We start from the raw sequence: 19,815 nt of genomic DNA, 5'->3' as shown, positions 1-19,815 counted from the left end.
GGTGCCCCGGTGGTGGGTGTGGCTGGCGGCCTGGCCGGTCATGGCGGTGTTCGTCCTCTCCAACGCCGCGACCCCGCTGTACGGGCTCTGGCAGCGCGACATCGGCTTCTCGAAGGGCACGCTGACCGTCGTCTTCGCCTTCTACGTCGTCGGGATGACCGCCTCGCTGCTGGTGTCGGGCGTGGCCTCGGACCGGCTCGGCCGCAAGCCCGTCCTCGTACCGGCGCTGGTGCTCGCGGCACTGGCCTCCGCGATCTTCGCCACCGCCACCTCGGTAGCCGCACTGATCACGGCCCGGCTGCTCACCGGGATCGCTGTGGGCGCCGTCGTCTCCGCCGGCATGGCCGCCGTGACGGACGTGGCGGGCCCCGGCCGCAAGCGCCTCGCCGCCCTGCTGGCGTCCTGCGCGATGGTCCTCGGCGCCGGCCTCGGCCCGCTGCTGGCCGGCGTGCTCTCCGAGACGCTGCCCGCCCCGACGGTCACGGTCTTCCTCGTCGAGATCGCGCTGCTGGCCCTGGCGCTCCCGGTCGTCCTGCGCATGCCGGTGCACCGCCCCGCCGCCGCGGGCCGGGGCGCCTGGATCCGGGTGCCGAGGGTCCCGCGGGGCGACGGCGGCCGGCTCCTGCTCGGCGTCGCGGTGTTCGCCCCCGGCCTCGCGTCGACCTCGTTCGTGCTCGCGCTCGGCCCGTCCCTGCTGTCCGGCCTGCTGGGCACGGCCGACCGCGGGGCCGCCGGGGCGATGGCCTTCGTGATGTTCCTCGCCTCGGCAGGCGTGCAGTTCGCGGTCACACGGCTGCGGATCCGTACGATCCTGCTCGCCGGTTCGGCGAGCATCGTGGCCGGCATGAGCGTCCTCACGGCGGCCGTGCACACCTCCTCCGTCGCCCTCCTCGTCGTCGCCGCGCTGCTCGCCGGCGCCGGACAGGGCATGGGGCAGTTCGGCGGGCTCTCCCTGCTGAACTCCGGCATCCCCGCCTCGCGCCTCGCCGAGGCCAACGCCGCCCTCAACGTCGGCGGCTACCTCCCCGCCGGAGCCCTGGCCGTCTCGGCCGGCTACCTGAGCGACGCGATCGGCCTGGCCGACGGCGCGACGACGTTCGCGGCCACCCTGGCCGGCCTCGCGGTCGCCGGCGGCCTCGTCGTCCTCGCCCGCGGGCGCCGGGTGCCCGGCGCCTAGGACGAGGCCCGGCCCGGCCCGGTCGAAAATGCCTGGTCGGTCCATATGCCCGGAACGTTAGACTGCTACGTCCTTGTCGTAGTGGAAGCAGTCGAGTCGCCCTAGGGCGCGGGGAGAGCGGCACACCGTGTCCGAGAAAGACCGAAACACCAGCTCGGACGCGGGCCGGAGCACGGACGCCGACGCCGGCGGCCGCCGCCGGCTCGACCTGCTGGGCGACTGCGGGAACTGCTTCGGCCTGTGCTGCGTGGCCCTGCCCTTCGCGGCCTCGGCGGACTTCGCGGTCAACAAGAACGCCGGCAAGCCCTGCACGAACCTCCAGAGCGACTTCCGCTGCGGCATCCACACCCGCCTGCGCAAGAGCGGCTTCCGGGGCTGCACCGTCTACGACTGCTTCGGCGCGGGGCAGAAGGTCTCACAGGTCACCTTCGGCGGCCGGGACTGGCGGCAGGCCCCGGAGACCGCGCAGCAGATGTTCGACGTGTTCCCGGTCGTCCGGCAGCTGCACGAGCTGCTCTGGTACCTCTCCGAGGCCCTCACGCTGCCCGCGGCCCGCCCGGTCCACAAGGATCTGCGCCGCGCCCTCGACGAGACCGAGCGCCTCACCCTCCTCGACGCTGGGCCGCTCGCCGACGTGGACGTGGCGGCGCACCGGCAGCAGGTCAACACCCTCCTGCTGCGCACGAGCGAACTCGCGCGGGCCGGGTCCGGCGGCAAGCGCAAGGACCGCAGGGGCGCCGACCTCATGGGCGCCCGCCTCAAGAAGGCCGACCTGCGGGGCGCCAACCTGCGCGGCGCCTACCTCATCGCCGCCGACCTCACCGGCGCCGATCTGCGGGGCGCCGACCTCATCGGCGCCGACCTCCGGGACGCCGACCTGAGCGGCGCCGACCTCACCGGGTCCCTCTTCCTCACCCAGCCCCAGGTCAACGCCGCCAAGGGCAACGCCGCCACCAAGCTGCCGCCCGCGCTCACCCGCCCCTCGCACTGGACGGGCAAGGTCGCCGGCGCGAAGTAGCCGTCGGCCCGGCGGGTTCGTCCGCCCGGTGCGCGCTCAGGCCCACGTCGCGCCGGCGGGCTCCTGGACCGTGGTGTTGATGCGGTTGAAGAAGTTGGTCGTCGCGATCATGAGGATGATGGCGGCGAGCTGCTGCTCGTCGAAGTGGTCGGCGGCCTCGTCCCACACGTCGTCCGGCACGGCCTGACCGGTACGGTCGGCGATCCGGGTGGCGGCCTCGGCGAGCGCCAGCGCGGCGCGCTCGGCGTCGGTGAAGAAGGGGGCCTCGCGCCAGGCGGCGACCGCGTGGAGCCGCTCGTCGCTCACACCGGCCTTCTTGGCGCTGTCCACGCCGCCGTACACACAGGCGCTGCAGCCGTTGATCTGGCTGGCGCGCAGGTGCACCAGCTCCATGATCTCCTGCGGCACGCCGCCCTGGTGCATGGCCTTGAAGAGGTTCTGGATGCCCTTCATGGCGTCGGGCAGGACCATCGCGGGGTTCTTCATCCGGGCATTCATGATCATATTCTCCGTTCGTCGGCCGGTCGGTGCGCTTGCCGCGCCGCCCGCTTGGTGTCCGTCACTGCACTGACGGATCGGAACGCGAGGATGTGACAGGTGAGCGAAAAAGATTTTCTGGCGCAGCGGTTCGAGGAGCAGCGCCCCCATCTGCGGGCGGTGGCCTACCGGATGCTGGGCTCGCTCAGCGAGGCCGAGGACGCCGTGCAGGAGGCCTGGTTCAAGCTGAGCCGCGCGGATGTCACCGAGGTGGAGAACCTGGGCGGCTGGCTGACCACGGTGGTCGGCCGGACGTGCCTGGACATGCTGCGCTCGCGCACCACGCGGCGCGAGGACCCCCTGCACGACGAGGACGGCTACGTCCGCCTCCCCGACCCGGTCGTCTCGGGCCCGGACGGCCTCGACCCCGAGCAGGAGATCCTGCTGGCCGACTCGGTCGGCATCGCCCTGCTCGTCGTCCTGGACACCCTCGCCCCGGCCGAGCGGCTCGCCTTCGTCCTGCACGACATGTTCGCCGTGCCCTTCGACGAGATCGCCGACGTCCTCGGCCGCACCCCCGCCGCCACCCGGCAGCTGGCCAGCCGCGCCCGCCGCCGCGTCCAGGGCCAGGCGCCCGCTCCCGACACCGACCTGGCCCGCCGGCGCTCGGTCGTCGACGCCTTCCTCGCCGCCGCCCGCGGTGGGGACTTCGAGGCCCTCGTCGCGGTCCTCGACCCCCAGATCGTGGCCCGCTCGGACGGCGGCGCACTGCGCCCCGGCCTGATCCGCCGCGGCGCCGCCACCGTCGCCTCCCAGGCGATCACCTTCGCCCGCTTCGCCGAGGCCTCGCTCCCGGCCCTGGTCAACGGCACCCCCGGCGTGGTCGCGGTGGCGGAGGGGCGGGTGCTCTCGGTCATGGCGTTCACCATCCGGAACGACCGGGTCACCGCCCTCGACATCCTCACCGACCCCGAGCGCCTCGCCCGCATCGATCTGAGCGTCCTCGGCGGGTGAACTCCCGCCCGGTCACCGCTGAGGGCGTGCGGACAGCGCGCTGTCGGCGGCGGCGAGGATGTTGCCGAAGGTACGGGTGATGATCGGCCGCGCGACGTGCCGGGTGAGGAAGGCGCCCAGGAGCGGGACGGGGATCTCGGCGCGGGTGGTCCAGCACACCCGGGTGCCGCCCTCGACCTCGGTGAACGTCATGCGGCCGACTTCGTGCCGGGCCGGCGGCAGGCTGCGCTCGACGACGTAGTCGGTGGCGTACGGCGGGTCGTAGCGGGTGATGCGCTCCCGGAACCAGCCGATCAGCCACAGGTGACTGCGCACCGCGCCGACGCCGTAGGGCGCGCCCTCACCGCGCCGGGTCAGACGGCAGCGCATCACCAGGGGCGAACGCGTGTAGTGGGTGGTCGTGGTGAGCCAGGCGAACACGTCGTCGATCGGGGCGTTGACGACACGTTCGACGGTCATGGTTTCCACGGCTGGTGTTCCCCTCTGTCGAGTGGGTGCACGGTGTCGGCGTGCAGCAGCTTGTCGGGGTTGCGGATGCCGTAGAGGCCGGTGATCCGTCCGTCGTGGATCTCGAAGGCGACCAGCCAGTCGAGCTCACCGTCCGTCAGGAACCGTGCTGCGGACATGCCGTTGTAGGTGGTGTGCTCGACGCGGGTCGCCGCGGTGGTGCCGGTGCGGATCACGCCGAGGACGAACCGGGCGACCTCGTCGCGGCCGGTGATCGGGCGGCGGGCGGCGACCACCTTCCCGCCGCCGTCGGAGAGCGACACCACATCGGGCGCCAGCAGGTCCATCAGCTCCTGGACCTCGCCGGTCGTCGCCGCGAGCAGGAACCGCTGGACGATCTCCCGTCCGCCGTCGGACCCGGGCTCGAAGCGGCGGCGCCGCGCGTGGACGTGCCGGCGCGCCCGGTGGGCGATCTGCCGGACGGTGACCTCGGTCTTGCCGATCGAGGCGGCGATCTCGCCGTGGGTGTAGCCGAACACGTCGTGCAGCACGAACACCGCGCGCTCGGTGGGGCCGAGCGTCTCCAGGACGAGCATCATGGCCATCGACACCGACTCGGCCAGGATCGCGTCCTCGCTCACGTCGGGTGCGGTGCGGATCGGCTCGGGCAGCCACGTGCCGACGTACTCCTCGCGCCGCGCCCTGACCGCGCGCAGGTGGTTGAGGGCCTGCCGGGTCACCACGCGGACCAGGTAGGCGCGCGGATGCTCCACCGCGGCCGGATCGACCGCGCTCCACCGCAGGTAGCTCTCCTGCAGCACGTCCTCGGCGTCGGCGGCGCTGCCCAGCATCTCGTAGGCGATGGTGAACAACAGCGGACGGTGTTCGGTGAAGGCGTCGACCACACCCGGCTCCCCTCTTTCGACTCTCCTGCGACGTCCATCGAGACACGCCGGAGCGGGGAACCGTGACACCTCGGCCGAAAAACTTTTGCAAGCACCTGCTTGCAAAAGTTAGCAACGTGGGGCAGCATCGCTCCCATGGCATCACTCAACGTCGGCAATCTCGGCGAGTACCTCCGCGAGCAGCGGCGCACCGCGCAGCTGACGCTGCGGCAGCTCGCGGATGCCGCCGGAGTGTCCAACCCGTACCTCAGCCAGATCGAGCGCGGCCTGCGCAAGCCGAGCGCCGAGATCCTGCAGCAGCTGGCCAAGGCGCTGCGGATCTCCGCCGAGACGCTGTACGTACAGGCCGGGATCCTCGACGAGCGGGACCGGGACGAGGCGGAGGTCCGCAGCGTGATCCTCGCCGATCCCTCGATCAACGAGCGGCAGAAGCAGGTGCTGCTCCAGATCTACGAGTCCTTCCGCAAGGAGAACGCGCTCGCGACGGACGTACCGGACGACCACGACAAGCCTTCGAGCAGCACACCTTCGAGCTGATCCGGGAGACCCATCGACATGGCCATCACCCAAGACATCCGCAAGACCGCCACCGACACCGCCTACGCAGCCGCGGGCGCCGCGGACCTGGCGGCCGAGAAGATCGGGCAGCTCGTCACCGAGGCCCCCGAGCGCTTCGAGCAGCTGCGCAACACCGACCCCAAGGTTCTGGGCGAGCGGGTGACCCGGCAGGCCAAGCAGGTCCAGACGCAGGTCACCGCGAAGTTCACCGAGATCGTCGGGACGATCGACACCGACGCCAAGAAGCTGGGCCAGACCGCCCAGGACCTGGCGGGCCAGGGCGTCGGGCAGGCCCTCACCATCGCGGCGCAGGCCGGCGAGAAGTTCGAGGAGCTGGTCGAGCGCGGCCGTACGGCCGTGAAGACCTGGCGCGGCGAGGCCGCCGAGGAGATCTCCGAGATCGCCGTCGCCGTCGAGCCGGACCCGGAGCCCGCGAAATCCGCGAACGGGGACGAGGCGAAGGCCAAGGAGGAGGGCCGGCCGGCCGAGGCCGACGCCGGCGCCTCCGAGGCGGACGACAAGCCCGCGGGCGCCCGCAAGCCCGCTGCCCGCAAGCCCGCGGCGAAGAAGGCGGACGCCAAGACCGGCGAGTAGCGACCGGCCGGCCCGGCGGCGGCCGGGCCGGTGACCCGCGGCGATCCGGGCACGCCCCGCGTGCCCGGATCGTTCTCCCGGTACGGTGGGCAGCAGACGCACTGACAAGAGGTGGACGGCATGCTGGTAGAAGGTTTCGGCGAAGTCCTGTCCTGGGTCTCGGTTGGCCTGCTCGTCTTCTCGGCGGTCGCCCTGGTCGACGCGGCGGTCCGGCGCGAGGACGCCTACCGGGCGGCGGACAAGCAGACCAAGGGCTTCTGGCTGATCATCCTCGCCATCGCGGTGGCCGTGAACATCTTCTTCGGGATCCTGGCCTTCCTGCCGGTCCTCGGCCTGATCGCCACGATCGTCTACATGGTCGACGTCCGCCCCGCCCTGCGGCACGTCACCGGCCGCGGCGGCCCGCGCCGGCGCGGCGGCTCCAGCTCGGACGGCCCCTACGGCCCGTACAACGGCGGCCGGTAGCGCGACGACGGCGGCCGGCCTACCCGCGGTCCAGCAGCATCACGGCCAGGTCGTCCGTCAACTCCCCGCCGTTGAGCGCCCGCACCTCGGTGACGGCCGCGTCGAGCAGCTCCTCGCCGCCCAGCCCCTCCTTCACCTGACGGGCAATCAATTCGATCATGCCCTCCTGGCCCAGCCGCCGCGTGCCCGCACCGATCCGGCCCTCTATCAGGCCGTCCGTATACATCAGCAGGCTCCAGGCGTCGCCGAGTTCGACCTCCTGGTGCGGCCAGCGGGCGGGCGACAGTAGACCCAGCGCCGGCCCCCCGCCGTCCTGGGGCAGCAGCACGGGCGGCCTGCCGGGGCTCACGAGCAGCGGGGCCGGATGCCCGGCCAGACAGAGGGCCGCCGTGCGGCCGTCCGGGGCGATGTCGACCGTGCACAGCGTCGCGAAGATCTCCTCGTCCGCCCGCTCGTGCTCCAGCACCTGCTGCAGCGTGGCCAGCAGCTCGTCGCCGCACAGCCCGGCCAGCGTCAAGGCGCGCCACGCGATGCGCAGTTCGACGCCCAGGGCGGCCTCGTCCGGGCCATGGCCGCACACGTCGCCGATCATCGCGTGCACCGTGCCGTCCTCGGTGCGGACCGTGTCATAGAAGTCCCCGCCCAGCAGGGCCCGGCTGCGCCCGGGGCGGTAGCGGGCGGCGAACCGCAGCTCCGAGCCGGCCAGCAGCGGGTGCGGCAGCAGGCCGCGCTCCAGGCGGGCGTTCTCCTTCGCGAGCAGCCGCGTCTCGGTGAGCTGCCGCTGCGCGAAGTCCGCGCGCTTGCGTTCGACGGCGTAGCGGATGGCCCGGCTCAGGACCCGTCCGTCGAGCTCGTCGCGGCAGAGGTAGTCCTGCGCCCCGACGCGCACCGCCTCCGCCGCCCGCTCGGCGTCCGCCTCGGCCGTCAGGGCGAGGACGGCGTGGTGCGGGGCGAGCCGCAGCACCTGGCGCAGCGTGTCCATCTCGTCCGGCCCGTCGGATCCGCACGCCCCGCCGGGCTGCTTGCCGGACGGGCCGTCCACGGGCGGCAGGGCGAGGTCGAGGAGGATGCACTGCACGTCGTCGGTGAGCAACCGTTCCGCCTCGGTGAGGTTGCGGGCGGTACGGATGCGTACGGGCCTGCCGGCGGCGCCGGTCATGTCCGCCATGTCCGGGCCGGACAGCGAGCCACCGGGGTCGTTCTCGATCACGAGCAGTGTCAGCCCGCCGTCGGGCAGCACGGCGGAGGGCTCCGCCTGCCTCGGCGCGGGTACGGGCATCACGTCGGCTTCCTTTCCCTCCCCCCGAGGGCACGGCGCCTCGCCGAGGGGCGAGCACCGAGGGTGACCCTAGCGCCAGAGCCCGGCCCAACGGAATGGTACGGAGCCACCCGCCTCTGTCATATGCCCTCGCCACAAAGGGAATTGGCGGCGGAATGCCCCCGGATGAGGGACCGCGCGATGACGAGCGTCACATCGTACAAGCGTATGAATAAACGCGCTGTAGCCGACCGGTAGCCCGCGGCTCGCGCCGTCGCCACCGGTCCGCCCCCGCGCCCTATCCCGGCCGCACGACCCCGAGGATCGGCATCGAACCGGCGCCCGCGAGCGTCACCTGCCGGCCCGGGCGGGGCGCGTGCACGATCGTTCCGTCGCCCACGTACATCCCCACGTGGCTGGCGTCCGAGAAGTAGATCACCAGGTCCCCGGCGCGCATGTCCTTGACGTCGACCTTGGCCAGTTGCCGCCACTGCTCCTGCGAGGTGCGCGGTATCGCGCGGCCGGCGGCCGCCCACGCCTTGAGCGTCAGACCGGAGCAGTCGAAGGACTGCGGGCCCTCGGCGCCCCAGACGTAGTCCTTGCCGATCTGGGCGGTCGCGAAGTCGACCGCGCGCTTGCCCTCGCCCGTAGCCGCGGAGCCCTGGCCGGCCAGGCCCTTGCCGGCGTCGGAGGCCAGCCAGGCCGTCTGCGCCTGGCGGGCCCGCTCCTCCTCCAGCTGCCGCAGCCGCTCCCGCTCCTTCTCCTCCAGGCGGGACTCGAGCTTCTTCGCCGCCTCCAGCCGGGCCTCGATCTCCTTCTTCGCGGCCTCCTTCTTCCCGCGCTCCGCGTCCAGCGCCTTCCGGCGCTCGTCCGCGGCCTTGGCGTGCCCCTGCAGCTCCCCGCGCAGGGCCTCGACCTGGGCGAGCAGGCCGCGTGTGGCCTGCTCGCCCTTGCGGGCGAGGGCGACGCCGCTCAGGAAGTTGTCGGGCGAGGCGCTGAAGAAGAGCTGGGTCTGCGGGGTCAGCCCGCCGCTGCGGTACTGGGCGCGGGCCAGGGCGCCGGCCTCGTTGCGCAGCCGGTCCATGCGCTCCTGCGCGGCGGTCATCCGCCGGGTGATCTCCTCGACCGACTTCTCCTGCAGGCGCAGCTGCTCGCCGGCCGCGTTGTACGCGTCCGTGGCGGCCTCCGCCTTGCGGTAGAGGGTCTCCACTTCCTTGTGCACGTCCTCGAGGCTCCGCGTGGCGCCGGCCGAGGGGCCGGGCGACGGGGGCTGCGGGGTTCCGGGGGCCGCGTACGCCACGCCCGGGGCGCCCAGGACGCCGATGACCGCGCTCGCGAGCGCGGTCGCGGCGGCCACTCGCCACCGTCTGCCCGCCACCGCACCGCCGACGCCGCCGCTACGCCTCGCAGGACACCCCACCGGACACCTCCACCACTCCGCCCCCGCGCCTGACGCGCCGTCACGCAAGGATCGGATGCTGTCATGTCCGCTCGCAAATCGACAGAGGGCTGCGTCACACTTCGACCGGAACCGGCCTCTCCAGGGGCCACCACCCTGACGGCCGAGGTTCACCCTCCGTTCACTCTGACCCATCGACCGCTTCACCTGATCTGCCTAATTTCGGCCGTAGAGGGTGCGGGCCATGCCGTCCGAACGGTCCCCGCCCGCATGCAGCGGAACAGCCTCATCCCACCTCTCGCACGCCGCCCGAGCGGCGGCTCCCGGAAGGAACACCCGAAAGTGAAGCTTCAGCGCACCAACCGGCTTCGCACCGTCGCCCTCGGCGCCATCGCCGTCTCCGGCGCCCTGGTCCTCACGGCGTGCGGCTCGGACGACAACAGCGGCAACGGCTCCGGCGGCGGCAGCGGCTCGACCAAGGCCGCAGGCAACATCAAGTGCGAGGGGAAGGGGCAGCTGCTGGCCTCCGGCTCGTCCGCGCAGAAGAACGCCATGGACCTGTGGGTCAAGAACTTCATGGCAGCCTGCAAGGACATCCAGGTCAACTACAAGCCCACCGGTTCGGGCGCCGGCATCCAGGAGTTCCTCCAGGGCAAGACCGCCTTCGCGGGCTCCGACTCGGCGCTCAAGCCGGAAGAGGTCGCCAAGTCCAAGGAGGTCGTCAAGGGCGGCCAGGGCATCAACCTGCCCCTGCTCGGCGGCCCGATCGCCATCGGCTACAAGGTCCCCGGCGTGGACAACCTGGTCCTGGACGCGGACACCCTCGCCAAGATCTTCGACTCGAAGATCGAGAAGTGGAACGACGAGGCGATCAAGAAGCTCAACCCGGACGCCAAGCTCCCGGACCTCAAGATCCAGGCATTCCACCGCTCCGACGAGTCCGGCACCACGGACAACTTCACCAAGTACCTCAAGGCCGCCGCCGAGAAGTCCTGGCCCTACGCCCCCGCCAAGGCCTGGGCGGCCAAGGGCGGCCAGTCGGCCGACGGCTCGGCCGGAGTGTCCTCGCAGGTCAAGCAGACCCCGGGCGCCATCTCCTACTTCGAGCTGTCCTACGCCACCGCCAACAAGATCGACACGGTGAAGATCAACACCGGTGCCGCCGCCCCGGTCGAGGCCACCTCCGACAACGCCTCCAAGGCCATCGCCGAGGCGAAGATCACCGGCACCGGCCAGGACCTCGCCCTCAAGCTCAACTACGCCACCAAGGCCGAGGGCGCCTACCCGATCACCCTGGTGACGTACGAGGTCGTCGGCGACAAGGGCAACAAGGCCGACACGCTCCCCGCCACCAAGTCCTTCCTCACCTACATCGCGAGCGAGGACGGCCAGTCGGTCCTGAAGGACCTCGGCTACGCCCCGCTGCCGGCCGAGATCGCCAAGAAGGTCCGCGAGAGCATCGCGAACCTCTCCTGACCCGTGTGCGGCCGGGCACCCCGCCCACCCCGGCAGGGGCCCGGCCGCACCATCCGGTGCACCGCCGCGCCAGGAGCGGCGCCCCCAGCGGGGGCCCGCTCCGCAGACCGGAGAAACCCATGGACATAACCCCAGCCACAGCAGCCACACCGCCGCCCCTGCCGGGCAGCGCTCCGGCCCCCGCCGACCAGGCGAAGGCGGCCGCCCGCCCCGGTGACCGGATCTTCCTCGCGCTCTCCCGCGGCTCCGGGATCCTGCTTCTGGTGATCATGGCCGCCATCGCGGTCTTCCTCACCATCCGGGCCGCGAACGCCCTCTCCCACAACGAGGGCCACTTCTTCACCACCTTCGAGTGGCGCGCCAATGCCACCCCGCCGGTCTTCGGCATCGCCGTCCTGGCGTTCGGCACGATCGTCAGCTCGCTCATCGCCATGGTCATCGCCGTGCCGGTGGCCATCGGCATCGCGCTGTTCATCTCGCACTACGCGCCGCGCAAGCTGTCCACGCCGCTGTCGTACGTCATCGACCTGCTCGCCGCCGTGCCGTCCATCGTCTACGGCCTGTGGGGCGCCCTCTTCCTGGTGCCGCACCTGGGCGGGCTCTACAGCTGGCTGGACGACTACTTCGGCTGGACCGGCGTCTTCGAGTACAACGACGGCGCCGCCCGCTCGCTCTTCACCATCGGCATCCTGCTGGCGATCATGATCCTGCCGATCGTCACCAGCGTCAGCCGCGAGGTCTTCCTGCAGGCCCCGAAGATGCACGAGGAAGCGGCGCTCGCGCTCGGCGCGACCCGCTGGGAAGTCATCCGGATGTCGGTGCTGCCCTTCGGCCGCTCGGGCGTCATCAGCGCCTCGATGCTGGGCCTGGGCCGTGCGCTCGGCGAGACGATGGCCGTGGCCACCGTCCTCTCCCCCAGCTTCGAGATCGGCACGAGCCTGCTGGACCCGGGCGGCGGCACGTTCGCCCAGAACATCGCGAGCAGCTTCAAGGAGTCCGGCGAGATAGGCAAGGACGCCCTGATCGCCTCCGGCCTGGTGCTGTTCGTCCTGACCCTCCTGGTCAACGGCGCCGCCCGGCTGATCATCGCGCGCCGCAAGGAGTACACGGCATGAGCCCCACGACCCTGGACAAGCCGGCCGTCGCCGACCGGCCCTCGTACAGCCTCCACCAGCCCCGCCTGCCCCGCTGGGCCCCGGCCGCCCTCGCGGCCGCCGCGGCCGCCGTCGGCGTGGGCGTCGGCCTGGGCGCCGGGCTGAGCAGCCGGATCCAGTGGGGCCTGATCGCCGCCGTGCTCTTCGTCGCCGCGATGTACGCGCTCGCGGCCCGCGTCGAGGGCCGCCGGCAGGCCAAGGACCGCCTGGCCACCAGCATGGTGTGGGTCTGCTTCCTGCTGGCCGTCGTGCCGCTGGTCTCCCTGATCTGGGAGACGGTCGCGCGCGGCAGCAAGGTCCTCGACGGCGCCTTCCTCGGCCACTCCATGGGCGGCGTCCTGACCATCCAGCCCGGCGGCGGCGTCTACCACGCCATCATCGGCACCCTGGAGCAGGTCGGCATCGCCACCGCCATCGCGGCCCCCATCGGCCTGCTGACGGCGATCTACCTGGTGGAGTACGGGCGCGGGCGGCTCGCCAAGGCCGTGACCTTCTTCGTCGACGTCATGACGGGCATCCCCTCGATCGTCGCGGGCCTGTTCATCCTCAGCTTCTGGATCCTGATGCTGGACAACGGCTACTCCGGATTCGCCGGCTCCATGGCCCTGGCGATCCTGATGATGCCGGTGGTCGTCCGCTCCACGGAGGAGATGCTCAAGCTCGTCCCGAACGAGCTGCGCGAGGCCTCCCTGGCGCTCGGCGTGCCGAAGTGGCGCACGATCCTCAAGGTCGTCCTGCCGACCGCCATCGGTGGCATCGCCACCGGCGTGATGCTCGCGGTGGCCCGCATCGCCGGCGAGTCCGCCCCGATCGTCCTGCTGGTCTTCGGCTCCCAGCTGATCAACAACAACCCCTTCGAAGGCGCCCAGTCCTCCCTGCCGTACTACATCTACGAGCAGTGGGCGGCGGGCAACGAGGCCAGCTACGACCGCGCCTGGGCGGCGGCCCTGGTCCTCATCGCCTTCGTCATGCTCCTCAACCTGGGGGCCCGCGGCATCGCCCGCTGGAAGGCCCCCAAGACCGGTCGCTGACCGTCCGTACGAAAGAAGTAGTGATCCCCATGGCCAAGCGAATCGACGTCAGCGGCCTCACCGCCTACTACGGCTCCCACAAGGCCATCGAGGACATCTCGATGACTGTGGAGCCCCGCTCCGTGACCGCCTTCATCGGCCCCTCCGGCTGCGGCAAGTCCACCTTCCTGCGCACCCTGAACCGCATGCACGAGGTCACCCCCGGTGGCCGCGTCGAGGGCAAGGTGATGCTGGACGACGAGAACCTCTACGGCCCCGGCGTCGACCCCGTCTCCGTGCGCCGCACCGTCGGCATGGTCTTCCAGCGGCCGAACCCCTTCCCCACGATGTCCATCTACGAGAACGTCGCCGCCGGCGTCCGCCTCAACGGCGGCCGGATCCGCAAGGCGGAGCTGGACGCGATCGTGGAGAAGTCCCTCAAGGGCGCCAACCTCTGGAAGGAGGTCAAGGACCGCCTGACCAAGCCCGGCGCGGGCCTGTCCGGCGGCCAGCAGCAGCGACTGTGCATCGCTCGGGCCATCGCGGTGGAGCCGCAGGTCCTGCTGATGGACGAGCCCTGTTCGGCCCTCGACCCGATCTCCACGCTCGCCATCGAGGATCTGATCGGCGAGCTGAAGGAGCGGTTCACGATCGTCATCGTGACCCACAACATGCAGCAGGCGGCCCGCGTCTCCGACCGCACCGCCTTCTTCAACCTGGCGGGCGTCGGCCAGCCGGGCAAGCTGGTCGAGATCGACGACACGGAGCGGATCTTCTCCAACCCCTCGGTCCAGGCCACGGAGGACTACATCTCCGGCCGCTTCGGCTGAGCCGCCCCTCCCCCAGCCGCCTTGCGGTGCTGCATGGCGGTGCCGCCGCAAGGCAAAGGGCCCGCCCCCTGTTCGTACCAGGGGGCGGGCCCGATCCGTTCAACGGACGAGATCCGGGAGGGTCACCCGAATGCCAGGTTCACGATCCAGAAGCTGAACGCGGCGACGATCGCCGCGGCCGGCATGGTGATGAACCAGCCCATCACGATGTTCTTGGCGACGCCCCAGCGGACCGCGCGCGTGCCCTTCGTGGAGCCGACGCCCATGATCGCGGAGGTGATGACATGCGTCGTGGAGATCGGCGCGTGGAACATGAACGATGCCGTGTACATCACGGAGGCGGCCGTCGTCTCGGCGGCGAAGCCCTGCGGCGGGTCCAGCTCGATGATGCGGCGCCCCAGCGTCCGCATGATGCGCCAGCCGCCCGCGTACGTACCCAGCGACAGCGTGATCGCACAGGCCAGCTTGACCCACAGCGGGATCGCGGCGTCCTTGTCCTGGACGTCACCGATGACCAGGGCCATCACCACGATGCCCATGGTCTTCTGGGCGTCCTGCAGACCGTGGCCGAGCGCCATGCCCGCCGCGGAGACGGTCTGGGCGATACGGAAGCCGCGCTTCGCCTTGTGCGGGTTGGCCTTCCGGAACATCCACATGATCGCGACCATCACCAGATAGCCGATGATCAGGCCGACGAACGGCGAGAGGAACATCGGGATGACGACCTTCTCGACGACGCCCGACCAGATGACGGTCGTACCGCCCGCGAGCGCCGCGCCCACCATGCCGCCGAACAGGGCGTGCGAGGAGGACGAGGGCAGGCCGAAGTACCAGGTGACCATGTTCCAGACGATCGCGCCGACCAGCGCGGCGAAGAGGATGCCCATCCCCTTGTCGCCCACCGGCGTCTCGATCAGGCCCTTGCTGACGGTCTTGGCGACCCCGCTGCCCAGGAAGGCACCGGCAAGGTTCATGACCGCCGCCATCGCCAGGGCCGCCCGCGGGGTCAGCGCCCGCGTGGAGACCGAGGTGGCGATGGCGTTCGCGGAGTCGTGAAAGCCGTTCGTATAGGTGAATCCGAGCGCGACCCCGATGGTCACGACAAGCGCAAACGTATCCACCGGGGGTCAGGACTCCTTGACCGCGATGGTCTCGACCGTGTTCGCGACGTGCTCGAACGCGTCGGCGGCCTCCTCCAGCACGTCCACGATCTGCTTGAGCTTCAGAACCTCGATGGCGTCGTACTTGCCGTTGAAGAGCTGGGCGAGGAGCTTGCGGTGAATCTGGTCGGCCTGGTTCTCGAGCCGGTTCACCTCGATCCAGTACTCGGTGAGGTTCGTCATGGTCCGCAGATTCGGCATCGCCTCGGCGGTCAGCTCCGCGGCCCGCGCGAGGACCTCGATCTGCTGCTCGACGCCCTTCGGCAATTCCTCCACCTGGTAGAGGACGACCAGGTCGACCGCCTCTTCCATGAAATCCATGATGTCGTCGAGCGAACCCGCGAGGGAGTAGATGTCCTCACGGTCGAACGGCGTGATGAAAGAGGAGTTCAGCTGGTGGAAGATCGCATGCGTCGCGTCGTCCCCGGCGTGTTCCGCTGCACGCATCCGCTCGGCGATCTCGGCCCGGGCGGAGGTCTCCGCTCCGAGCAGTTCCATCAGGAGCTTGGAGCCCGTGACGATGTTGTCCGCGGAGGCGGCGAACATGTCGTAGAAGCTCGTCTCCCTGGGGGTCAGACGAAAGCGCACGTGGGATCCTCGGGGTGCAGCGGATTCGGTCTCGTTGATGCTAGGCGCATCATCCAGCCACAGCTAACTGGCATTCCCTCAGTGTCGCCCATCGGGCAGAGTGCTCATGAAGGCGGTACGGGCCTCCGGCGATAAATTTCGGTACCATATACCCGGCGGGGGTATGCAAATGGCGGATAGCCGACATGCGGCCACCACGCGGCGCGACGCCCCCGCCACGGGCTGATGACCAGCGCGCACTGAGGCGCCGGCAGGACAACGGAGGACGCCATGACGCCCACGGATGCCACAGTGACCAGCACCACTGAAGCGGCGGGCGGCTCCTGCCACGGCGACACCGCCGTCCAGGGTGACCAGAGCGCCCATCCGGGCCCCCACGGCTACAGCAAGCAGAAGGACCAGCACCTCAAGCGGCTGCGCCGCATCGAGGGCCAGATCCGGGGCCTGCAGCGCATGGTCGAGGAGGACGTCTACTGCATCGACATATTGACCCAGGTGTCGGCCGGCACCAAGGCCCTCCAGTCCTTCGCCCTCCAGCTGCTCCAGGAACACCTCCGCCACTGCGTGGCCGACGCGGCCCTGAAGGGCGGCACGGAGATCGACGCAAAGGTAGAAGAAGCCAGCGCAGCAATCGCCCGCCTGCTGAGGACGTAACCCGTTTGCGCCCACCCCCGACCCGCGCCAGCGCTCAGGCCTCGGGCTCCACGGCCCCCTCAGCCCGTTGCCCTCGCACAACCCGCAAAACCTCATCGATCCGGTCAAAGCTGAGCCGTTCCTCAACGGCACTGGACGCCGCGATCATCAGCTCCCCGTAGAGATCGATCTCGATGAGGGCCACGGGATCCGGCCCGCCGGACGAACCGCGTCGCGAAACCACGTGATTCACCTCCTCGGGTCACCTCGCCCACGGCCTTCCAGCGTAGTGATCGGTACACACTCCGCGCATGGCACAGAAGGACCATTTCCATGGCCAACTACGCCCTGCCGCGCTATTTCTGCGGCGAAGCGACCGTGCCCGCATAGATTTCGGCCGGTGCGGGCAAGGCGATGACCGGCCGGTGTCCAAAGGCGAACAGTTCCACGGTCGAGACCACCGTCATGGGTGACGGCGGGGCCGAAACGGCGGCCCCCGTGGCCACGGCGGCCGGGGAGACGGACGCGGCCGGCGCCATCGCCGAGGCCGCCGCCGTCGTCACCGGCCGCTGGCCGTCCCCCGGCGTCCGCTCACGGGCGGCGACCCTGTCCGCGACCCCGAAGCGGTAGCGCAGCAGGCGCGGCCTGCCCCGCTCGTCGAGGTACGCGTCGAAACCCACCGTCCCACTGGAGAACCCTTTCGCCGCAGCGGCCAGCGCCGCCCGGTCCCGCGCGGGCGCGACGCGCGCGGCCCGGGAGAGGTCGATCGTCCCCCAGTAGTGCGTCACCCGCTCCCCGTCGACCCGCTCGTCCCCGACGTACGCGACCTCGCGCGCGCCGCCCAGCAGCTCGGCCGCGGCGAGGGGGTCGGTGGCCCCGCTGGTGAGCAGATCGCCGTCGGGGAGGGCGCCCGTGTCGATGCGTACCCACTTGCCGGCGGGCACCCCGGCTCCGCGGTTCTTCATATACAGGGCGCCGGGCGCGAAGACCTCGGTGATCGGGCGGTGCCCGGCCCGGCCTGCCGACCCCTCCGGCAACATCACCGTCAACCGCCCGACCGGCCGGGTGAAGTCGTAGACGCCCCTGCCCCGGATGGTCAGCCGGGTGCCACCGCTGACGGTCTCCATTGACGTACGCACCCGCGCCCCGCCCACGCCCGCCAGGGCCTTCGGGGCGTGCCGCACGGCGGCGAGCGCGCGGGCGGGGTCGGCGGCCGCGGGGCCCGCCGCCTCGTGGACCTGCCGGACCTGGCTGCTCCCACGGCCGTGGGCGGCACCGGCGCCCCGGGCCTCGTCGCCCTGCGGCGGTTCGGCGCAGCCGGACACCACGAGCAGCCCGAGGGCCAGGCCGCCCGCGACCGCGCCGGCGACGACCGCGCCTTTGCGTCTGCGCCCCTGCACCGCCATGAAGGAAAGCCCCCTGCCGCACGCTAGTGGAACCCGTTCTCTTCAACGACCGCCCCGGGGTAGCCGTCACGGCCGGGTAGCGTGGTCCCGTGTCCGAACCAGCTTTCGCGCCGTCCGGCGCCGCACACAGCACCACGACGAGCGAGCGCGGCTCGTTCTGCACGGCCCGCTGCTCCTGCGGCTGGTACGGCCCGGCGCGCCGGGCCCGTTCGCTGGCCCGTGAGGACGCCGAGACCCATGTGACGACGGCGGGCGGCGATCTCCCCGGCCAGCGCCGGGCGTCGCCCCCGCTGGGCTAGGCGGCGAGGTCGCGGTCGTGGTGGAACGGCTGCTGCCCGGGCAGCGCCGGGTCGCCGGCGGCCGGCACCACGGGCAGGGGCGCGTCGGGCGACCGTACGAGCCGTCCGGCGCGGGTGCCCGCGATCATCCGGGTCAGGGGGGTGAGCAGCATCATGGCCAGCGGCGCGAGGAGCAGCGCCACGGCCGTGCCCAGGGCGAGACCGCCGACGACGTCGGTCGGGTAGTGCACTCCCATGTAGACGCGGCAGAAGCCTTCGAGGAGCGCCAGGCCGATGCCGATGAACCCGTACTTCCGGTTCGCTACGAACAAGCCGACGGCGAGCGCCATGGTCAGCGTCGCGTGGTCGCTGACGAAGGAGTAGTCCTTCTTGCCGTCGACCAGCACCTCCAGCCCGGGATGGTCGAGGAAGGGCCGTGGCCGCCGGACGAAGTCCCGGATGGGGATGTTGACGAGCAGGGCGATCCCGGCCGCGAGGGGGGACCACAGCAGCGCGGCGACGCCCGCGGGGGCGTCCGCGCTCTTCCGCAGGCTCCACCAGGCGCAGAGCATGAGCACGGCGAGCCCGAACACGATGCCGTACTCGCCGATGAACTCCATCGTCCGGTCCGCCCAGTTCGGCGCGGACTTGGCGATGCCGTTGATGTCGTAGAGCAGGCTGACGTCGGGGTTCGACTCACCCCCGGCCACCGGCATGGAGTCTCCCGTCACGAGTCCAGCCATCGCCCCGGCCCCTATCTGTCGCCCGTCGCTACGTCCAGCTACCGACCCCCGTGGTCCGTGCGCCGCAGCCGCGGCGCTGCTTCGACACTTCCATGGAACGCCCGACTCCGGCCAGCCGTTCCACTCTCCACCCAATGATCACCAGGACGTTATCGAAGGGTGACCGATCGTCCGGTTCCAGGGTCCGCCGTTCATGCCCTGTCCGGCTTCGGGAGAGCTTTCGCTCCGTCAGCGGTCACCCGGGTCGCCCCGATGTAGTCCGGTTGCGCGTCGATCTTCTCGAACCGGATCACGGCCCCCGTGCGCGGCGCGTGGATCATGTACCCGCCCCCGACGTACAGCCCCACGTGGTGGATCGTCCGTGGGTCCTTCAGGTCGTTGGCGAAGAAGACCAGGTCTCCCGGCAGCAATTCGTCCCGCTTGGGGTGGGCGCCGGCGTTCCACTGGTCGTTGGCCACGCGCGGCAATTCGATCCCGACCGAGGCGTATGCGGCCTTCGTCAGCCCCGAGCAGTCGAACCGGCCGCCGTCCTCCTTCGTCCCGTCACCGCCCCACAGGTAGGGCGTGCCGAGCTTGTCCTGCGCGTAGTAGATCGCGCCGGCGGCCGCCTGCGAGGGCGCGACCCTGCCGACGGGCCGGGCGAAGCTCTTCTCCAGGCTGCGGATGGACTTCACGTAGCCCTGGGTCTCACTGATCGACGGGATCCCGCCGGCCTTGATGACCCGGTACGGGCCGGCGTTGTACGCGGCGAGCATATTGTCCGTCAGATCGCCCGATACGCCCTTGACGTCCTTGGCCAACTCGCAGTCGTAGGAGGCGGCTGACGGAATGGCATCCGCCGGATCCCAGACGTTCCGCTTGCCGTCGCCGTTGCCGTCCATCCCCTGCGTCGCCCACGTCTCGGGGATGAATTGCGCTATCCCCTGCGCCGCGGCGTGGCTCTCCGCCGTCGGGTCCCAGTTGCTCTCGGTGTAGAGCTGGGCTGCGAGGATGGCGGGGTTGAGGGCGGAACAGAGGTTGCCCCACTTGGTGACGAGGGCCTGGTACTGGTCCGGCACCGCGCCCTTGGCCAGCCCGACCGTGCCCTTGCCGCCGCCGCCCATGATGTTCCCAGCGGCTGCGTACACCCCGGCGACGAGCAGCCCGAGGAAACACAGGCACATCCCGATGCCGACACCCACGCCCACCCAGAACTTGCGCACCCGTCAACCTTCCCCCAACGCGG

Annotated in this window: 23 protein-coding genes; 12 read left to right on the top strand and 11 right to left on the bottom strand. The window is 71.1% G+C overall.

Annotation, left to right across the window (positions count from 1 at the left end; all coding sequences use genetic code 11):
- Positions 1 to 40: 40 nt before the first annotated feature.
- The gene (locus tag ACIGXW_RS07355) at positions 41 to 1,177 is read left to right on the top strand and encodes an MFS transporter (protein WP_399572459.1); all 1,137 of its coding nucleotides are present in this window, start codon (positions 41 to 43) and stop codon (positions 1,175 to 1,177) included.
- 208 nt (positions 1,178 to 1,385) lie between these two features.
- Complete coding sequence (locus tag ACIGXW_RS07350) at positions 1,386 to 2,195, top strand: pentapeptide repeat-containing protein (RefSeq protein WP_399572457.1); 810 nt, start codon at positions 1,386 to 1,388, stop codon at positions 2,193 to 2,195.
- A 36-nt stretch (positions 2,196 to 2,231) separates the two neighbouring features.
- Here ACIGXW_RS07350 and ACIGXW_RS07345 read toward each other — a convergent pair whose 3' ends face one another.
- Positions 2,232 to 2,693: a carboxymuconolactone decarboxylase family protein gene (locus ACIGXW_RS07345; RefSeq protein WP_399570934.1), complete on the bottom strand. Its 462-nt coding sequence runs from the start codon at positions 2,691 to 2,693 to the stop codon at positions 2,232 to 2,234.
- 99 nt (positions 2,694 to 2,792) lie between these two features.
- On the opposite strand from ACIGXW_RS07345, the gene ACIGXW_RS07340 reads away from it, so the two are divergent.
- Positions 2,793 to 3,686 (top strand): sigma-70 family RNA polymerase sigma factor, encoded by an 894-nt coding sequence (locus tag ACIGXW_RS07340; RefSeq protein WP_399570932.1) that lies wholly within the window; start codon positions 2,793 to 2,795, stop codon positions 3,684 to 3,686.
- Between the two features lie 12 nt (positions 3,687 to 3,698).
- Here the strand turns inward: ACIGXW_RS07340 and ACIGXW_RS07335 are convergent, their stop codons facing one another.
- Both ACIGXW_RS07335 and sigJ read right to left on the bottom strand, forming a co-directional pair.
- Positions 3,699 to 4,154 carry an SRPBCC family protein gene (locus ACIGXW_RS07335; RefSeq protein WP_399570929.1) on the bottom strand — a complete coding sequence of 152 codons (456 nt, stop codon included), beginning with the start codon at positions 4,152 to 4,154 and terminating at the stop codon, positions 3,699 to 3,701.
- Complete coding sequence (gene sigJ, locus ACIGXW_RS07330) at positions 4,142 to 4,984, bottom strand: RNA polymerase sigma factor SigJ (protein WP_399572455.1); 843 nt, start codon at positions 4,982 to 4,984, stop codon at positions 4,142 to 4,144. The genes ACIGXW_RS07335 and sigJ overlap by 13 nt, the downstream gene beginning before the upstream one ends.
- A gap of 189 nt (positions 4,985 to 5,173) precedes the next feature.
- On the opposite strand from sigJ, the gene ACIGXW_RS07325 reads away from it, so the two are divergent.
- From ACIGXW_RS07325 to ACIGXW_RS07315, 3 genes are all read left to right on the top strand, one after another.
- The gene (locus ACIGXW_RS07325) at positions 5,174 to 5,575 is read left to right on the top strand and encodes a helix-turn-helix transcriptional regulator (RefSeq protein ID WP_071965723.1); all 402 of its coding nucleotides are present in this window, start codon (positions 5,174 to 5,176) and stop codon (positions 5,573 to 5,575) included.
- A gap of 18 nt (positions 5,576 to 5,593) precedes the next feature.
- The gene (locus ACIGXW_RS07320) at positions 5,594 to 6,190 is read left to right on the top strand and encodes a hypothetical protein (protein ID WP_071965724.1); all 597 of its coding nucleotides are present in this window, start codon (positions 5,594 to 5,596) and stop codon (positions 6,188 to 6,190) included.
- Positions 6,191 to 6,310: 120 nt separating this feature from the next.
- Positions 6,311 to 6,655 (top strand): DUF2516 family protein, encoded by a 345-nt coding sequence (locus tag ACIGXW_RS07315; protein WP_071965727.1) that lies wholly within the window; start codon positions 6,311 to 6,313, stop codon positions 6,653 to 6,655.
- A 19-nt stretch (positions 6,656 to 6,674) separates the two neighbouring features.
- Here the strand turns inward: ACIGXW_RS07315 and ACIGXW_RS07310 are convergent, their stop codons facing one another.
- Both ACIGXW_RS07310 and ACIGXW_RS07305 read right to left on the bottom strand, forming a co-directional pair.
- Positions 6,675 to 7,934, bottom strand: a complete 1,260-nt coding sequence (locus ACIGXW_RS07310; RefSeq protein WP_071965725.1) for a fused response regulator/phosphatase — start codon at positions 7,932 to 7,934, stop codon at positions 6,675 to 6,677.
- A 277-nt stretch (positions 7,935 to 8,211) separates the two neighbouring features.
- A complete protein-coding gene (locus ACIGXW_RS07305; RefSeq protein ID WP_399570926.1) occupies positions 8,212 to 9,270 on the bottom strand; it encodes an NlpC/P60 family protein in 1,059 nt (352 codons plus the stop codon).
- Between the two features lie 384 nt (positions 9,271 to 9,654).
- Here ACIGXW_RS07305 and pstS point away from each other — a divergent pair, with 384 nt between their 5' ends.
- From pstS to pstB, 4 genes are all read left to right on the top strand, one after another.
- Positions 9,655 to 10,788: a phosphate ABC transporter substrate-binding protein PstS gene (gene pstS / locus ACIGXW_RS07300; protein ID WP_399570923.1), complete on the top strand. Its 1,134-nt coding sequence runs from the start codon at positions 9,655 to 9,657 to the stop codon at positions 10,786 to 10,788.
- A gap of 119 nt (positions 10,789 to 10,907) precedes the next feature.
- Positions 10,908 to 11,903: a phosphate ABC transporter permease subunit PstC gene (gene pstC / locus ACIGXW_RS07295; RefSeq protein ID WP_399570921.1), complete on the top strand. Its 996-nt coding sequence runs from the start codon at positions 10,908 to 10,910 to the stop codon at positions 11,901 to 11,903.
- Positions 11,900 to 12,973 (top strand): phosphate ABC transporter permease PstA, encoded by a 1,074-nt coding sequence (pstA, locus tag ACIGXW_RS07290; RefSeq protein WP_399570919.1) that lies wholly within the window; start codon positions 11,900 to 11,902, stop codon positions 12,971 to 12,973. Before pstC ends, pstA begins: the two co-directional genes overlap by 4 nt.
- 29 nt (positions 12,974 to 13,002) lie before the next feature.
- On the top strand, positions 13,003 to 13,782 hold the full coding sequence (gene pstB, locus ACIGXW_RS07285; RefSeq protein WP_071965888.1) for a phosphate ABC transporter ATP-binding protein PstB: 780 nt from the start codon (positions 13,003 to 13,005) through the stop codon (positions 13,780 to 13,782).
- Between the two features lie 122 nt (positions 13,783 to 13,904).
- On the opposite strand, the gene ACIGXW_RS07280 is transcribed toward pstB, so the two are convergent.
- A complete protein-coding gene (locus ACIGXW_RS07280; protein ID WP_071965889.1) occupies positions 13,905 to 14,903 on the bottom strand; it encodes an inorganic phosphate transporter in 999 nt (332 codons plus the stop codon).
- A gap of 6 nt (positions 14,904 to 14,909) precedes the next feature.
- Positions 14,910 to 15,530 carry a DUF47 family protein gene (locus tag ACIGXW_RS07275; RefSeq protein WP_071965890.1) on the bottom strand — a complete coding sequence of 207 codons (621 nt, stop codon included), beginning with the start codon at positions 15,528 to 15,530 and terminating at the stop codon, positions 14,910 to 14,912.
- A gap of 270 nt (positions 15,531 to 15,800) precedes the next feature.
- Between ACIGXW_RS07275 and ACIGXW_RS07270 the strand changes: the two genes are divergently transcribed.
- The gene (locus ACIGXW_RS07270) at positions 15,801 to 16,184 is read left to right on the top strand and encodes a metal-sensitive transcriptional regulator (RefSeq protein WP_071965891.1); all 384 of its coding nucleotides are present in this window, start codon (positions 15,801 to 15,803) and stop codon (positions 16,182 to 16,184) included.
- Between the two features lie 34 nt (positions 16,185 to 16,218).
- Here ACIGXW_RS07270 and ACIGXW_RS07265 read toward each other — a convergent pair whose 3' ends face one another.
- Both ACIGXW_RS07265 and ACIGXW_RS07260 read right to left on the bottom strand, forming a co-directional pair.
- A complete protein-coding gene (locus ACIGXW_RS07265; RefSeq protein ID WP_399572453.1) occupies positions 16,219 to 16,407 on the bottom strand; it encodes a hypothetical protein in 189 nt (62 codons plus the stop codon).
- Positions 16,408 to 16,519: 112 nt separating this feature from the next.
- Entirely contained in the window at positions 16,520 to 17,569 is a 1,050-nt protein-coding gene (locus tag ACIGXW_RS07260) for a hypothetical protein (protein WP_399570917.1), read from the bottom strand.
- Positions 17,570 to 17,658: 89 nt separating this feature from the next.
- Here ACIGXW_RS07260 and ACIGXW_RS07255 point away from each other — a divergent pair, with 89 nt between their 5' ends.
- Complete coding sequence (locus ACIGXW_RS07255) at positions 17,659 to 17,868, top strand: hypothetical protein (protein WP_399570915.1); 210 nt, start codon at positions 17,659 to 17,661, stop codon at positions 17,866 to 17,868.
- Here the strand turns inward: ACIGXW_RS07255 and ACIGXW_RS07250 are convergent.
- Together ACIGXW_RS07250 and ACIGXW_RS07245 are read right to left on the bottom strand one after the other, a co-directional pair.
- Positions 17,865 to 18,590, bottom strand: coding sequence for a phosphatase PAP2 family protein (locus ACIGXW_RS07250; RefSeq protein ID WP_399570911.1), 726 nt, complete (start codon positions 18,588 to 18,590; stop codon positions 17,865 to 17,867). The two genes, ACIGXW_RS07255 and ACIGXW_RS07250, sit on opposite strands and share 4 nt — an antisense overlap.
- Positions 18,591 to 18,781: 191 nt before the next feature.
- Positions 18,782 to 19,792 carry an NlpC/P60 family protein gene (locus ACIGXW_RS07245; RefSeq protein WP_399570908.1) on the bottom strand — a complete coding sequence of 337 codons (1,011 nt, stop codon included), beginning with the start codon at positions 19,790 to 19,792 and terminating at the stop codon, positions 18,782 to 18,784.
- Between the last annotated feature and the right edge of the window lie 23 nt (positions 19,793 to 19,815).

The sequence above is a fragment of the Streptomyces sp. NPDC053079 genome (genome assembly GCF_044546695.1).
Taxonomy (GTDB): domain Bacteria; phylum Actinomycetota; class Actinomycetes; order Streptomycetales; family Streptomycetaceae; genus Streptomyces.
The sequence above is the reverse complement of the archived record's forward strand: the minus strand, read 5'-3'. Positions and strand labels throughout refer to the sequence as shown.

Excerpts from the sequence above, each read along its gene's own strand:
- pstB (WP_071965888.1), top strand. The coding sequence starts at position 13,003 with ATGGCCAAGCGAATCGACGTCAGCGGCCTCACCGCCTACTACGGCTCC.
- ACIGXW_RS07260 (WP_399570917.1), bottom strand. The coding sequence starts at position 17,569 with ATGGCGGTGCAGGGGCGCAGACGCAAAGGCGCGGTCGTCGCCGGCGCG.
- pstC (WP_399570921.1), top strand. The coding sequence starts at position 10,908 with ATGGACATAACCCCAGCCACAGCAGCCACACCGCCGCCCCTGCCGGGC.
- pstA (WP_399570919.1), top strand. The coding sequence starts at position 11,900 with ATGAGCCCCACGACCCTGGACAAGCCGGCCGTCGCCGACCGGCCCTCG.
- ACIGXW_RS07315 (WP_071965727.1), top strand. The coding sequence starts at position 6,311 with ATGCTGGTAGAAGGTTTCGGCGAAGTCCTGTCCTGGGTCTCGGTTGGC.
- ACIGXW_RS07250 (WP_399570911.1), bottom strand. The coding sequence starts at position 18,590 with ATGGCTGGACTCGTGACGGGAGACTCCATGCCGGTGGCCGGGGGTGAG.
- ACIGXW_RS07325 (WP_071965723.1), top strand. The coding sequence starts at position 5,174 with ATGGCATCACTCAACGTCGGCAATCTCGGCGAGTACCTCCGCGAGCAG.
- ACIGXW_RS07310 (WP_071965725.1), bottom strand. The coding sequence starts at position 7,934 with ATGCCCGTACCCGCGCCGAGGCAGGCGGAGCCCTCCGCCGTGCTGCCC.
- ACIGXW_RS07345 (WP_399570934.1), bottom strand. The coding sequence starts at position 2,693 with ATGAATGCCCGGATGAAGAACCCCGCGATGGTCCTGCCCGACGCCATG.
- ACIGXW_RS07320 (WP_071965724.1), top strand. The coding sequence starts at position 5,594 with ATGGCCATCACCCAAGACATCCGCAAGACCGCCACCGACACCGCCTAC.
- ACIGXW_RS07355 (WP_399572459.1), top strand. The coding sequence starts at position 41 with ATGGCGGTGTTCGTCCTCTCCAACGCCGCGACCCCGCTGTACGGGCTC.
- sigJ (WP_399572455.1), bottom strand. The coding sequence starts at position 4,984 with ATGCTGGGCAGCGCCGCCGACGCCGAGGACGTGCTGCAGGAGAGCTAC.
- ACIGXW_RS07270 (WP_071965891.1), top strand. The coding sequence starts at position 15,801 with ATGACGCCCACGGATGCCACAGTGACCAGCACCACTGAAGCGGCGGGC.